Origin of the sequence: Sphingomonas molluscorum (genome assembly GCF_039522995.1) — a bacterium.
Lineage (GTDB): Bacteria > Pseudomonadota > Alphaproteobacteria > Sphingomonadales > Sphingomonadaceae > Sphingomonas > Sphingomonas molluscorum.
Map to the genome: position 1 here is coordinate 210,849 of NZ_BAAAEL010000001.1, position 14,306 is coordinate 225,154.

General features: G+C 67.9%; 10 protein-coding genes. 7 read left to right on the plus strand and 3 right to left on the minus strand.

Annotation, left to right across the window (positions count from 1 at the left end):
* Positions 1-32: 32 nt before the first annotated feature.
* Positions 33-1,085: a ribonucleotide-diphosphate reductase subunit beta gene (locus tag ABDZ92_RS01105; RefSeq protein ID WP_125961967.1), complete on the plus strand. Its 1,053-nt coding sequence runs from the start codon at positions 33-35 to the stop codon at positions 1,083-1,085.
* 54 nt (positions 1,086-1,139) lie between these two features.
* On the opposite strand, the gene cueR is transcribed toward ABDZ92_RS01105, so the two are convergent.
* Both cueR and ABDZ92_RS01115 read right to left on the minus strand, forming a co-directional pair.
* The gene (gene cueR / locus ABDZ92_RS01110; RefSeq protein ID WP_125961966.1) at positions 1,140-1,532 is read right to left on the minus strand and encodes a Cu(I)-responsive transcriptional regulator; all 393 of its coding nucleotides are present in this window, start codon (positions 1,530-1,532) and stop codon (positions 1,140-1,142) included.
* Entirely contained in the window at positions 1,529-3,784 is a 2,256-nt protein-coding gene (locus ABDZ92_RS01115; protein WP_241211973.1) for a heavy metal translocating P-type ATPase, read from the minus strand. Before ABDZ92_RS01115 ends, cueR begins: the two co-directional genes overlap by 4 nt.
* Positions 3,785-4,026: 242 nt before the next feature.
* Here ABDZ92_RS01115 and ABDZ92_RS01120 point away from each other — a divergent pair, with 242 nt between their 5' ends.
* The 5 genes from ABDZ92_RS01120 to ABDZ92_RS01140 all read left to right on the plus strand — a co-directional run bounded on the left by ABDZ92_RS01120 (position 4,027) and on the right by ABDZ92_RS01140 (position 8,020).
* A complete protein-coding gene (locus ABDZ92_RS01120) occupies positions 4,027-5,901 on the plus strand; it encodes a copper resistance system multicopper oxidase (protein WP_125961964.1) in 1,875 nt (624 codons plus the stop codon).
* Positions 5,898-6,839, plus strand: coding sequence for a copper resistance protein B (locus ABDZ92_RS01125; protein WP_125961963.1), 942 nt, complete (start codon positions 5,898-5,900; stop codon positions 6,837-6,839). Before ABDZ92_RS01120 ends, ABDZ92_RS01125 begins: the two co-directional genes overlap by 4 nt.
* A 120-nt stretch (positions 6,840-6,959) precedes the next feature.
* A complete protein-coding gene (locus tag ABDZ92_RS01130) occupies positions 6,960-7,133 on the plus strand; it encodes a hypothetical protein (RefSeq protein WP_164521337.1) in 174 nt (57 codons plus the stop codon).
* Positions 7,134-7,136: 3 nt separating this feature from the next.
* Complete coding sequence (locus tag ABDZ92_RS01135) at positions 7,137-7,448, plus strand: antitoxin Xre/MbcA/ParS toxin-binding domain-containing protein (RefSeq protein ID WP_125961961.1); 312 nt, start codon at positions 7,137-7,139, stop codon at positions 7,446-7,448.
* An 8-nt stretch (positions 7,449-7,456) separates the two neighbouring features.
* Entirely contained in the window at positions 7,457-8,020 is a 564-nt protein-coding gene (locus ABDZ92_RS01140; RefSeq protein WP_125961959.1) for a hypothetical protein, read from the plus strand.
* Positions 8,021-8,584: 564 nt separating this feature from the next.
* On the opposite strand, the gene ABDZ92_RS01145 is transcribed toward ABDZ92_RS01140, so the two are convergent.
* Positions 8,585-10,471, minus strand: a complete 1,887-nt coding sequence (locus tag ABDZ92_RS01145; protein ID WP_164521319.1) for a WecB/TagA/CpsF family glycosyltransferase — start codon at positions 10,469-10,471, stop codon at positions 8,585-8,587.
* A gap of 983 nt (positions 10,472-11,454) precedes the next feature.
* Here ABDZ92_RS01145 and ABDZ92_RS01150 point away from each other — a divergent pair.
* A complete protein-coding gene (locus tag ABDZ92_RS01150; protein ID WP_125961643.1) occupies positions 11,455-14,301 on the plus strand; it encodes a TonB-dependent receptor in 2,847 nt (948 codons plus the stop codon).
* Positions 14,302-14,306 lie beyond the last annotated feature (5 nt).

Below are 14,306 nucleotides of genomic sequence, written 5' to 3' on the forward strand. Positions count from 1 at the left end.
CCCGCCCAATTCAAATTCCTGGAGTCTGACCCATGCCCCTTCTCGACGCCCGCAAGACCTACAAGCCCTTCGAATATCCCTGGGCCTATGAATATTGGAAGCGCCAGCAGCAGGTTCACTGGCTGCCGGAGGAAGTGCCGCTGGGCGAGGATTGCCGCGACTGGGCGCAGAAGCTGTCCGATCACGAGCGCAACCTGCTGACGCAAATCTTCCGCTTCTTCACCCAGGCCGACGTCGAGGTGCAGGACTGCTACCACGAGAAGTACGGTCGCGTGTTCAAGCCGACCGAGGTCAAGATGATGCTGACGGCGTTCAGCAACATGGAGACCATCCACATCGCGGCCTACAGCCACCTGCTCGACACGATCGGCATGCCCGAGAGCGAATATGGCGCCTTCCTCGACTATGCCGAGATGAAGGACAAGCACGACTATCTGCAGCAGTTCGGCGTCGACACCGACGAGGACATTGCCCGCACCCTGGCGATGTTCGGCGGCTTCACCGAGGGCGTTCAGCTGTTCGCGTCGTTCGCGATGCTGATGAACTTCCCGCGCTTCAACAAGATGAAGGGCATGGGGCAGATCGTGTCCTGGTCGGTGCGCGACGAGAGCCTGCACTGCGAGGGCATCATCCAGCTGTTCCACGCCTTCACCAAGGAGCGGGACTGCCTGACCAAGGCGGTGAAGGACGACATCGCCGACCAGTGCCAGACTACGATCCGGCTGGAGGACGCGTTCATCGACCTCGCGTTCGAGATGGGCCCGGTCAACGGCATGACGCCCAAGGAGATCAAGAAGTACATCCGCTACATCGCCGACTGGCGGATGGGGCAGCTGGGCATGAAGCCGATCTACATGATCGACGAGCACCCGCTGCCGTGGCTGACGCCGCTCTTGAACGGCGTCGAGCACGCCAACTTCTTCGAACAGCGCGCGACCGAATATTCGAAGGGCGCGACCCGCGGCAACTGGAACGAGGTCTGGGACAGCTTCGACAAGCGCCAGAAGGCGAAGGGCCCGGGCGCCACGAACGAGGAAGCGAGCGAGAGCGACATGTTCTCGCACGCCGGCATGGCCGCGGAGTAACGCCGACCTGCCACCGAACCGAAGGGGCGTCGCGCTGCGGCGCCCCTTTCGTTTTCAGGCCGGATCGGCAAGCCGATCGAGGATCGGGCAGTCCGGCCGGTCGTCGCCGTGGCAGCGCTGCGCCAAGTCGAGCAGCGTGCCCCGCATCTCCTCCAGCGCACGCGCCTTGCGGCCGAGTTCCTCGGCGCGTGCGATCGCCAACGCCTTCACGTCCGCACTGGAACGGTGGCGGTCCTGCCAGAGCCCGAGGAGCGAGCGGACCTCCTCGATCGGGAAGCCCAGGTCGCGGGCATGGGCGACGAAGCGCAACCGCGCCACATCCGCCGCATCATAGTCGCGGTAGCCGCTGTCCCGCCGCAGCGGCGCCGGGATCAGGCCGATCTTTTCATAGTGGCGGATCATCCGCTGCGAGATGCCGCTCGCGTCCGCCGCCTGGCCGATGTTCATAGCCGCACTCCGTTCAGTCGCAGCGCGTTGGTTACCACTGCAAACGACGACAGCGCCATCGCCGCACCCGCGAGCATGGGCGACAGCAGGATGCCGGCGACGGGATAAAGCACGCCGGCCGCGACCGGCACGCCGATGCCGTTGAACAGGAAGGAGAAGGCGAGATTCTGGCGGATGTTGCGCATCGTCGCCTTTGCCAGCCGCCGTGCGCGCACCATCGCGGCCAGGTCCCCGCGGGTCAGCGTCAGCCCCGCGCTTTCGATCGCGACATCGGTGCCGGTCCCCATCGCCACGCCGACATCGGCCGCGGCAATCGCGGGCGCATCGTTGATGCCGTCCCCCGCCATCGCCACGCGTGCGCCGCGCGCCTTGAGCTCGCCGACGATGCGCGCCTTGTCCTCGGGCGCGAGCCCGGCGTGGACTTCGTCGATGCCGCCAATGGTACGCGCGACGGCCTCCGCCGCGCCGCGACCGTCGCCGGTGAGCATGACGATCCGCAACCCCTCGGCACACAGCTGAGCGATCGCCCCGGAGGCAGATTCCCGAATGGGATCGGCGACACCGAGCAGCCCGGCGATGCGACCGTCGACAGCGACCAGCATCACGCCCGCGCCGTCGCGTGCCAATGCCTCCGCGCGGGCGGCGAGCGGCTGCGGGTCCGCGCCTGCCTGGCGCATCATCGCTGCGTTGCCGATCGCAACGGAGCGTCCCGCCACGTCGGCGATGACGCCTGCGCCTGTCTTCGATCGGAACCCTTCGGCCGGTGCCACCGCCAGTCCGCGCCGTGCCGCTTCCGTCACAATGGCGTGCGCCAGAGGGTGTTCGGAGTGAGCCTCCACCGCCGCCGCGAGGGCGAGCAGTTCGTCCTCGGCCATCCCGACGGCCTCGAGGACGGTCAGCCGCGGCTTGCCCTCGGTCAGGGTGCCGGTCTTGTCGATAACCAGCGTGTCGACCTTCTCCAGTGCCTGCAACGCCTGCGCGTCCTTGACCAGCACGCCCGCCTGGGCGCCGCGGCCGGTGCCGACCATGATCGACATCGGCGTGGCCAGCCCCAGTGCGCAGGGGCAGGCGATGATCAGCACCGCGATGGCGTTCAGCAGCGCATGGCTGAACCGCGGCTCCGGACCTACGACATTCCACACCAGGAACGTCACGGCCGCGATCGCCACTACCAGTGGCACGAACCAGCCGGAGACGCGATCCGCCACCGCCTGGATCGGCGCACGGCTGCGCTGCGCGGCGGCGACCATCGCGACGATGCGCGCGAGCACCGTGTCGGCGCCGACCGCACGTGCCTCCATCACGAGAGCACCGGTGCCATTGACGGTACCGCCGGTGAGCGCCGCGCCCGCTTCCTTGGCGACCGGCGCGGGTTCGCCGGTGAGCATCGATTCATCGACGGACGACTGCCCCTCGACCACGATCCCATCCACCGGCACCGCCTCGCCCGGACGCACGCGCAGCCGGTCGCCCGCAAGGATCGCGTCCAGCGGCACTTCGGACTCGCGCCCGCCGGTGTCGATCCGGCGAGCGGTCTTGGGGGCCAGATTCAGGAGCGCGCGGATGGCGCGGCCGGTGGCGGCACGGGCGCGCAGTTCCAGCACCTGGCCCAGCAGCACCAGCGTCACGACGACGCCGGCCGCCTCATAATAGACCGGCACCATGCCGTGGACGCGGAAGGTGGGCGGGAACAGCCCCGGCGCGACCGTCGCCACCAGGCTGTAGAGAAACGCCGCCCCCACGCCGATCGACACCAGCGTGAACATGTTGAAGTGGCGCGAACGCAGCGACGCCCATCCGCGCTCGAAGAAGGGCAGCCCCGCCCAGAGGACGATCGGCGCCGCCAGCACGAGCTGCACCCAGGACGACCATGCAGGCGGCACCAGCCGCAGCCCCAGCATCTCCGCGCCCATCGAGAGCGCGAGCAGCGGCACCGCGAGCGCCGCGGACACCCAGGTGCGGCGGGTGAAATCGACCAGTTCCGGGTTGGGGCCATCGTCGAGCGACGGCGCCTCCGGCTCCAGCGCCATGCCGCAGATCGGGCAGGTGCCGGGCCCCTGCTGCCGGATCTCCGGGTGCATGGGACAGGTATAAATCGCATCGGGCGCGGCAGGCGCCTGCGCGCGGGGCGCATCCCCGAGATAGCGGTCGGGATCGGCCAGGAACTTGGTGCGGCAACCGGCGCAGCAGAAATGATAGGCGACACCGTCCTGTTCGGCATGATGGGCGGTCTTGGCCGGATCCACCGCCATTCCGCACACCGGGTCCCTGGCCGTGGCGCCTCCGCCACAGCATCCTCCCTGCGCGTGTTCCGTCATGGGCGAGTGGTGATTGTGCATCGCATCCTCCATCACCGCCCTAGATGGGGACTGACATCATGTCAGGGTCAAGGGCTGCTTTCCGCTTGACCCTGACATGGTGTCAGCCGCCAGGGTCTCCCACGCGAGCAAGGGCTCGCAGGGCCGCAGAGTCGTGGCCGCATGAGGGTGAACGCATGAGTCTGGTTCTCGATCGCCGCAGGTTGTTGCGCGGAGCCACCCTGGCGGGCGGCGGCATGGCGCTGTCGGCCTGGATGCCGGCCTGGGCACACTCGGTGTCGACCGGGACCGCGCTTCCGGAGCTTTCGGGCGAGGACATCACGCTGCGCATCCAGCGGCAGACGATGACGATCGACGGGCGGCGGACGCAGGCGATCGGCATCAACGGCACCGTGCCGGCCCCGCTGCTGCGCCTGCGCGAAGGGCAGAAGCTTCGCCTGCACGTGCACAACGACTTGGACGTGGACAGCTCGCTCCACTGGCACGGGCTGCTGTTGCCGGCGCAGTTCGACGGCGTGCCGGGCGTTTCCTTCCCCGGCATCCTGCCCCGCACCCACTTCACCTACGAGTTCCCGGTCGTCCAGTCGGGCACCTATTGGTACCACAGCCATTCGGGCTTCCAGGAGCAGATGGGGCTCTATGGCCCGATCGTCATCGACCCGGCAGGAGCGGACCCGGTCGCCTTCGATCGCGAGCATGTGATCGTCCTGTCGGACCACAGCCGCGAGTCGCCCGACGCGATCTTCCGGCATCTGAAGGTCGAGCCCGGCTATTACAACCGGCAGCGCCAGACCCTCGCCGGCCTCGCCGCGGGCAAGGACCAGCCGCTCAAGGACCGGCTGCAGTGGGGCGCGATGCGCATGGACCCGACCGACATCGCCGACGTGACCGGCGACACCTATACCTATCTGGTCAACGGCCATGGCCCCGCGGACAACTGGACGGCGCTGTTCCGCCCGGGCGAGCGGGTGCGGCTGCGCATCATCAACGCCTCGTCGATGACGACGTTCAACGTCCGCATCCCGGGCCTGCCGCTGACGGTGGTGCAGGCGGACGGGCAGCATGTGCGCCCGGTCACCGTCGACGAGCTCCAGATCGCCGTCGCCGAGACCTATGACGTGGTCGTCACGCCGCCGGAGGACCGCGCCTACACGCTGGTGGGCGAGAGCGTCGACCGGTCCGGCCTGGCGCGCGCGACCCTGGCACCACACGCCGGCATGGTCGGGCCGGTGCCGCCGCTTCGCAGCCGGCCCGTCGCGACCATGAAGGACATGGGCATGGGCGACATGCAGCACACCCCAGCGCGCGGTGTCGATCCGACCGCCGAGCAGAATGCTTCCGCTCGGCTCGCCACGTCCGGCGCCGAACCACCGGCACAGGGCACGGCTCCCGGCGGCATGGCGCAGATGGACCACGCTGCCATGGGGCACGCCGGCATGGATCATGCTGTCATGGGCCACGGCACACCGGCGCCGCACACGATGGAGCATGGCTCCATGAGGATGCGCGACTTCGCCAACGCGCCGCAGGTCGCGCGCGACCCGAGCGTCCAGACGATCGCGCCGATGCCGGTCGACCGCACCGGCGAGCGCGGACAGGGGCTGACGGACGCCGGCCACCGCGTGCTCGTCTACCGCGACCTCGTCGCGCTTGCGCCCAACCCCGACGTGCGCGCGCCCGGCCGCTCGATCGAGGTCCACCTCACCGGCAACATGGAGCGCTACATGTGGTCGATGGACGGGCGGAGGATGTTGGACTCGATGGAGCCGCTGCCCTTCACTCTGGGCGAACGCGTGCGTGTGAAGCTGGTGAACGACACGATGATGGGCCACCCGATCCACCTGCACGGCCACTTCTTCGAACTCGTGACCGGCCATGGCGGCCATGCCCCGCGCAAGCACACGGTGCTAGTCCAGCCCGGCGGCACCGTCACCTTCGACTTCACCGCAGACGCGATCGGCGACTGGGCGTTCCACTGCCACATGCTATACCACATGGCCTCGGGCATGATGCGCGTCGTGAGCGTGCGACCGGCGGGAGAAGCGGCATGATCCGTGTGCTTTCGTGGACGGCGCTCGCGACCCTCGCCAGCGCTCCGGCGCTTGCCCAGCACCATGGCGGGCACGAGATGGCGCCCGCCGCCCCGGCTCCCATCCAGCACCACACGCCGGCCGCAGACCCGCACGCCGGCCACCAGATGCCGGTGCCCGCGGCCGATCCGGCGGGGCCGGTCGGCACCGACCTGCCCGCCGGCGATGCGCCGCCTCCGCCCGTCCCGAGCGACCGCTACGCCGACCGCTTCTTTCCGCCCGAGGACATGGCGCGCGGCCACCATGCGATGATGCAGGAGGGCGGTGGCCAGCGTTACGGCCAGGTACTCCTCAACCTTGCCGAGGTTCAGATGCGCAACGGCACGGATGGCTATCGCTGGGACGGCGAAGCCTTCTTCGGCGGCGACATCGATCGGCTGTGGATCAAGAGCGAAGGCGAAGGCAGCTTCGGCCGCGACATGGAGCATGCGGAAGTGCAGGCGCTCTATTCGCGTGCGATCGACCCCTATTTCAACCTGCAGGCGGGCGTACGGCAGGACTTCGGCGTCGGGCCTGATCGGACCTATGCCACGGTGGGGCTTGAGGGACTGGCCCCCTACCAGTTCCACACCGAAGCCGCGCTGTTCCTGTCGACCAAGGGCGACCTGCTGGGCCGACTCGGGGGCTGGTACGATCAGCGGATCTCGCAACGACTGATCCTGCAACCGCGCGTGGAGCTCAACTTCGCGGCACAGGACGTGGCCGCGACCCGCACCGGCTCCGGTCTCAGCGATGCGGAACTCGGGCTGCGGCTGCGCTACGAGCTTCGGCGCGAATTCGCGCCCTATGTGGGCGTATCCTGGAGCCGCAAGCTCGGCGACACCGCCCGCTTCGCGCGGCAGGGCGGCGAGGACGTGGAAGATACCGCCTTCGTGGCCGGGGTGCGCTTCTGGTTCTAGGCGCCCGCGCCTTCCATTTCGCGGGCGATGCCCCATATTGGAGCGATCGGTGGCAATCCGCTTCGTAGGCGCCCTCGACTGAGAGACGCATGCGCTCCCGCTTACAAGCCGGAGACTGCCATGGATCTCAATTACCTGTTGGCACGCCACCAAGTTTCCCTGATGCGGGCGCAAGAGGCGGAAGGGTGCGAGGCACGCTTCGCCCATCGGCGTCTGGCAAACGAATATGCCGTTCGCATCGACGCGCTGCGGGTTCACCTCGGCGCGACCTCGCCGATCATCGAGGCGCAGTGAACGATGACGGACATTTCCAGCACGGATGTCGCAACGCCAAAGGCCGAGGCGCCGACGGACTCGCTCCAACGGCCGAAACGCCGCCAGTTCGTGAGCCGCTACAAGGCGCCGCGGTTGTCGGCGGAAGAGGCCGACCGCCAAGGTCGGGTGACCATGATGGCGTTCCGCATGCTCGGCGGCCGTGACGAGGCGATCGCCTTTCTCAACACTCACGATCCGGTGCTGGACGGCCGCCCGCTCGATCTCGCGGTCGGAAGCGACACGGGCCTCGCCGCGGTCGAGCAGGCGATCGCCGGGCGTGCTACGGGCGGCTGACCAGCCGAATGTCGAGCACTCCCCTGACGCATGCACCACTTGCCCGGGCAGAAGCCACGCTGAGACGGGGCGCCCGCTTCCTTGCGGCGGGCCTCTATGCCGAGCCTCTGCAGGCGCACGCCCCCATCCTCGGCCGCTACCGCGCCAAGGTGATCGGCAACGGACTTCGCGAGCTAGACCGTTTCCTGAACGTGCTGGTGGATGAGGTGGCAATCGCAGCCGGGCAGCGAACCTCCCCTGCGGAGCGCAACACCGCGAACAAGCTGCGCGCGCTCCTGACCGGCGCGGCGCAGCCGGGCGGCGAGCATGCGCGGCTGCGCGCGCTGGGGCGGGCCCGCGACTGCCTTTTCTATTGCAGCGGGAGGGTGACGCGCGGGGACGTGGCAGGTTCTCCCTGGCTCACGGTCGGCTGGGCCGATGCACCCGATCGTAGCGGGCCGCTCAAGCAGTTTCCGGTCGGGGAATGCCTGATCATCACCGCCGACGATGTCGCCGACGTCTGCGATTTCTACCTGTCCATCGCCACCCGCCTCGTGAGGTCCGGCCCGGAGAACGCGGTCCGGCCGCGTTGAGCACCGGCTGCAAGGCGCCACGCGGCAGCGGACGCCCAGGTGCGGAGGGTCCTTGTCCGCAAGATCGCACCGGCCTTCCCTTCGAAGCCGCTCCTCGCGTCGTGCCTCCGCCGCCGGAACACGCGCCGGTTTCGACGCCACCGCTGCCTCTTCGGTCACGAAAGCCGACTGCTTCACCGCGAGATGAAGCGCGCTCTGGTGGAGCAGAGTTGCCCCTGGGTCGTGGGTGCTGGGTGCTGGGTGCCGGGTGCCGGGTGCTGGGTGCTCGCGCTTCTCGCCGCCCCGGACAACCCGCCCCCCCCGCCCCCGGCCCAGGCCCAGGCCCATCGGCACCGTTGACCGGGAACGCTGGTTCGGCGGGCGATACAAATGGGTTCGGGGTCGGCGCCTCGGGAACCGGGAGCCGGAGCGGGACAACACGGGCGTCAGCAGTCAACGCGGCGCGGCGGAACCTGCGATCGCGGCAGCGCGCTGGGTCAGGCGCCTCGACCTCCGGGGGTTGCCCCCCTCGATCCCGTCACGGCTCCGCAAGCGCGGCACCTCTGGCACGGCCTACCCGGTCTGTCAGATGCGGGTGCCGCGATACCATTGCAGCAACAGCCGCCCGAGGAACCGCATATTCCCGATCAGGTAGCGGCGGGCAAGGCGGCGCGGTTCCTGCACGAGCCGGAACATCCATTCACACCGGGCCCTCCGCACCCAGTAGGGCGCGCGACGGACCTCTCCGGCGAGGAAGTCGAGATAGGCACCCACCGCCATCGTGATCGCCCCCAGTTCGCGATGATGGGCGGCGCACCAGATTTCCTGGCGCGGATGCCCCATCCCCACCAGCACCAGATCGGGGGTGCTTGCGCGAATCCGGGCGATGAGCTCGGGCGTCTCGGCATCGGTGAAGAAGCCGTGGGCGGTGCCGACCACACGGTGCCGAGGCGCGCGTTCGCGCAGAGCTCGGGCGGCTTGCTCCCCGACGCCGGGCGCACTGCCGACCAGGAAGATGCGCAGGCTCCCTGCCGCACGCTCCAGCACCTGGTCCACCAGGTCGGTGCCGGCCAGGTTCTCCTGGAACGGTCTTCCGAACAGCACCGAGCTTGCCAGGTCGATGCCAATCCCGTCGTTGACCACCAGCGCCTGGGCCAGCGCGGCGGCAAAGGCCGGATCGCGCTGTGCGGTGTTGGCCGTGTGGGCGTTGCAGAATGCCACGAACAGCGGACGCCGTGCAGGGCTGGAAAGGCACCGGTCGATCCGGCGCAGGAACTCGCGCCGGCAGGACACGGTCACCGAGACCTGCCCGATGCGCCGGCGGCTGCGCCCCAGCGCACGCAGGTAGATGCCGCCGATCGCATCCGCCGCGCCCGTCCAGCCGAAGGAGGCCAGCCGGCGTCGCCGCTCGTCCGCATCCGGTGCCGCCCGAAGCCCCGCGTCTACTTCGGCGAGCGTTTGCGCCACGCTGTCGGGATCGGGAGCGAAGCGGGTCCGGGTGCCATAATCCGCCCGCGCGAGGGTCCGCCGGAAGGCCGGGATGTCGCTCAGCACCGGATAGAGACCGGCTGCCATCGCCTCCACCGCCGCGATCCCGAACCCCTCATAGGCCGAAGCGCAGACATAGACGCTGCTGCGCCCGATCAACCCGCGCAACTCGGCATCGCCGGGCCAGGGATGAATCTCCACCGCCTCCGCCATGCCGGACTGCCGGGCCTGCTCGGTAAGCGCGTCCGGCTCCACCCCCATGGGTCGACCGGCCAGGATCAGGCGCCAGGATGCGTCCTGGCGATGCACCTCCGCGAACCAGCCGATCAGCTGATCCAGCCCCTTGTTGGGCGCGAGCCGGCCGAAATAGATCATGGTGCGCGCGGCCGGATCGGCGCAGCCGTCGAACTTGGCGAGATCGACGCCGTTCTCCACGGTCTCCAGTCCCTCCGCCCGGATCCTGCGGAACTGCGCCTCGTCGCTGACGCTGGAGGGGATGATGGCAGCGAAGCCCCGCAGGCTGCGCCGCGTGACGTGGTGAAAGAACAATCGCTTGGCCCGGGCCGCGAAGGGCGTGTGGAAGAAACCGCCATGTGTCGACAGCACCAGCCGCTTGCGGTGCAGCCCGCGCGTCACGGCCAGGAAATCGCAAAAAAAGTCGACCCCGTGAACATGCACCAGATCGGCATCCTTGAGCGCGCGGAGCACGCCGGGGGCGATCGGGTAGCGCTTGGATCCCCACCAGGGCAGCCGCTGCACCTCCAGCCGGTCGATCCACTCCCGTGCCGGCAGCCGCGCCTGCTGCGGTTGATCGAAGATGCGATCCAGGGTCACGATCCGCACCCCCATGCCGGCCGCGCGCTGCTGGAGCGCGAGCTGCCGGACATAATCCTCCATCCCGCCGACGCCGGGCGCGAACTGCCGGACGACGTGGACCACGCGCAGCCCGTGGAAGAGCGAAGGGCAGAATGGCTCGTCGGACACAGCCTGCCGGGTCGCTGTGCGCAAATCCCGGCTGTGCGGCGGTTCCCGACCGACGCTTTCTTCCTGCGTCACCCTGAGGGTGCCGGTGAGCTCCTCCCCCCGTGCCATATGGCTCGCGGCGGCTGAACGATCGGCCAAGGCGGAAAGCTGCTGCGGCCCCGAGAGCGCGCGGACACGATCCACGTCGGCTGGAGGTTCGTCCCTGAGATCGGCGGCATCCTCCCCGGCCGAGTCAGGCGTGACAGCCATACCCCTGCGGCCGAAGCTTCGGGCCCTCCCCCGCAGCCGCGTCGGCAAGTTAGCGGCCACGGCCCGCCCGCTCTGAATCATCCTGGCTGCGACGTCCGCCGCTTGCCACCGACGCGGTGTGCGGCGGAGTGGGGGCAGCACCCCGCCGCACACCTACTCGCCCGAACGCAGCGCCCATCGCAGCTTCCGTAGGACGGCACCATGAAGCGAGTGGTGCAATCGAAGCCGACGCTATGCCGCTACGCCCAGCCGAGTTCTCCCCGCGCTTGGGACCTTGTAAGACACGGAGCAAGGTTCTCGTGCCTCCCGGCGACTGCGCAACAAGTTCAATGCGACGATGCGATGATCGCTGCGCATATTCCTGCGGGACCCGGCAAGACCTACAAGCATGGTGTAGCACCTCCCTCGCCCCCCTTTCGGCCAACGGACTATGGGGAGAGTTTAGCTACCTCATACCTTCAGGCCAGCGGACTTGGGTTCAAGCTGGATGCTTGTCTATCCGTTTCAAACGAACTGAACGTTGATGTCAGAGACAATCAAAAGAACCTCACTTGAACGCAGCTGGACTCGTACGATGCCCTGACGTCAGTGAAGCTGTGTCAGAATAGCAACAGCCAAGTTTTCCTGTAGCGACACGGTCTTGGATACTTGCAAATCCGCAAGTGTTGGCGTCCTATTGTCCGACATTAAGCGAGCGGCCAAAGCCGCCATAATGACAATCCTGGGGAGGATGTATGATCAAGGGAAGGCGTCTTTGCGTCACCACTTCCGTGCTCGCACTGCTGACGAGCGCACCAGCGGCATGGGGCCAGGACGTGCAGGCACCCGCGGCGGGCCAGGCGACCACCGGGCAATCGACGCCCGATCCGGTGCCGGTCACGGCGCCGACGCAGCCGAATGAAGCCGCCGGCGACGCCATTGTCGTTACTGGCGTGCGCCGGAGCCTGGAAAGCGCCGCCGCGATCAAGCGCAATGCGGACGGGATCGTCGATGCCATCGTCGCGGAGGACATCGGCAAGCTTCCCGACACCTTCGCCTCGGCAGCGCTGGCGCGGGTTCCGGGCGTGCAGGTGACGCGTGGCGCTGGCGAGGCGGCGGGGGTTCAGGTTCGCGGCCTGCCCGACCTCTCCACCACCTACAACGATCGCGAGATCTTCACCGCCGAAGGGCGCTTCGTGGCGATCCAGGACTTTCCGGCGGGCACCGTCGCCGCCTTGGAAGTCTACAAGAACGGCACCGCCGACCGGATCGAGGGCGGCATCGGCGGCCAGGTGAACGTCCGCGGCCGCAAGCCGTTCGACTTCAAGGGGCTCGAGGTCTCGGGCTCATTGAACGGGGTGAACTGGGAACAGTCCAGCGAGCTTACCTGGAACGGGAACCTGCTGGTCAGCAATCGCTGGGAAACCGGCGCGGGTGAGATCGGGTTGCTGGTCAACGCGTCTTATGTCGGACTGAACTATCTGGATGCGACGCGCGAACAGTCGCTCGTGATCGGTACGACCACTGCCGCAAACGCCCCTGCGGCGGGTGCCGGCATCCGCTATCCCGATGCGCAGGGCCGGTTCACCAGCAACGGCGATCGCTTCCGCCCATCGGCCAACGCAGCATTCCAGTGGAAGCCGACGCCGGAGTTGGAGATTTACGCGGACGGCCTCTACCAGGGTTTCCGCAGCAAGGACTCCAATCAGTGGATGTTCGTGCCGATCTTCGGCGGCGCCGGCTTCCAGCTGAACAATCTCACCACCCGAGAAGGCAATGGCAACATTGCCCAGAGCGCGACCGTTGTGGGTGCCAATGCCCCTGACGGCTACTACACCTCTGCCCAGGGCCATACCGACACGTTCCAGGTCGGCGGCGGCGCGATCTGGCGTCGCGGCGGCCTCCAGATCTCCGGCGACGTGGCCTACACGGACAGCAAATACACGTTCAACCTGATCAACCTGGACTATGCCTTTGCAAGCTCCCCGGCGCGCAACGTCGTCTTCGAGTCGCCGGGCCAGGATGGCGGCCCCAGCTTCGAGTTCGTCGACTTCGACGTGACCGACCCCGCGAACTTCATCGCGCGCGGCCTGTTCCAGGAGCGTCTGGAAGTCAGCGGAAAGGACATCCAGACGCGCGGGGACGTGCAGTATGAATTCGACGGGGGCTTCCTGCAGCGCGTCCAGTTCGGCGTGCGCTACAACGATCGCGATGCGACGCGGGACCGCGGCGCGCCGTATGTGAACACGATCGGCGGCACCAACGTGCTGGACCTGCGGATCCCGATCTCCAGCCTGCCCGTGACGGTCGAACCCACGCAGCCGGCGTTCACCTATAACGACACGTTCCCGATCCGCAGGTTCGCCGGGGTGTCGGCAAAGAGCCTCAGGGACAATATCGCCGAACTTCGGAGCTTCTTCGAGGCACCCGCCGGTCCGCCGGAGTTCAACCCGACGGAGAATTTTCGCGCCAACGAAAAGGCGCTCGCCGGCTATGCGCAGATCAAATACGGGTTCGACCTGAGCGGCTCGATGACCGTCGATGGTCTCCTCGGCCTGCGCGCGATCAAGACCAAGACCCGGATCAGCGGCTTCATCCGCGACGAAACCGGCGGTGCCACGACGCCGACGTTCGTTCCGACGACGGCCAAGAACGACTACACCGATTACCTCCCCAATGTGAGCGCGCGCGTGCGCTTCAACGAGGAGCTTCAACTGCGCCTGGCCTACAACCAGACGCGGACGCGGCCGAACTTCTTCGACCTCAATCCGACCCTCACCGTCGGCCCGCCCCCCACGATCCCGCCCGAGTGCACGGAGGACCCGTCGCTGCCGCAGTGCGCCCCGAACAGCAACCTGCGCACCATCACCGGCGGCAATCCCAATCTGAAGCCACTCACTTCCGACAACTATGACATCAGCCTGGAGTGGTATTTCTCGCGCTCGGGCTCGCTCACGGGCGCGCTGTTCCAGCGCGACGCGCAGGGCTTCATCTCCCGCGTCGCGATTTCGCCGGTCGACATCGGCTATGGCCCGTCGCGGCTCGACCTGCCGGAAAACACGGGCGACACCCGCTTCCGCGGCGCCGAGGTGTCGTTCACCAGCTTCCTCGACATCGACGGTATCCCGGAGTGGATGAAGGGCTTCGGCATCCAGGCCAACGGCACCTACATCGACTCGAAGGGCGATCTCGCCAGCGGTCTCGCAAGCTCCCCCAATGTGCTGGGCGAGCAGCAGCGGTTCACCGGGGTGTCCAAGTGGGCCGGCAACCTGGTGGGCCTCTACGAGAAGCCCAACTTCTCGGCGCGCCTCGCCTATAACTACCGGTCGGACTTCGTGAGCTACTACAGCGTCGAGGCACTGGACGTGGGTGCCGATGGCACCCCACGCACCCGCCCGGTGATCGAGGAAGGTCGCGGCCAGCTCGATTTCTCGACCACCGTCACGCCGATCCCCAGTGTCACCCTCGCCTTCGACATCGTGAATCTGCTGGGCAATCCGATCAAGCGGACGCGCGAGTTCAACGATGCGGGCGACACCTACACCCGCCAGGTTCTCTACCTGGAGCGCGTCTACTCTCTGGGCCTTCGCTTCCGGTTCTGAGCTAC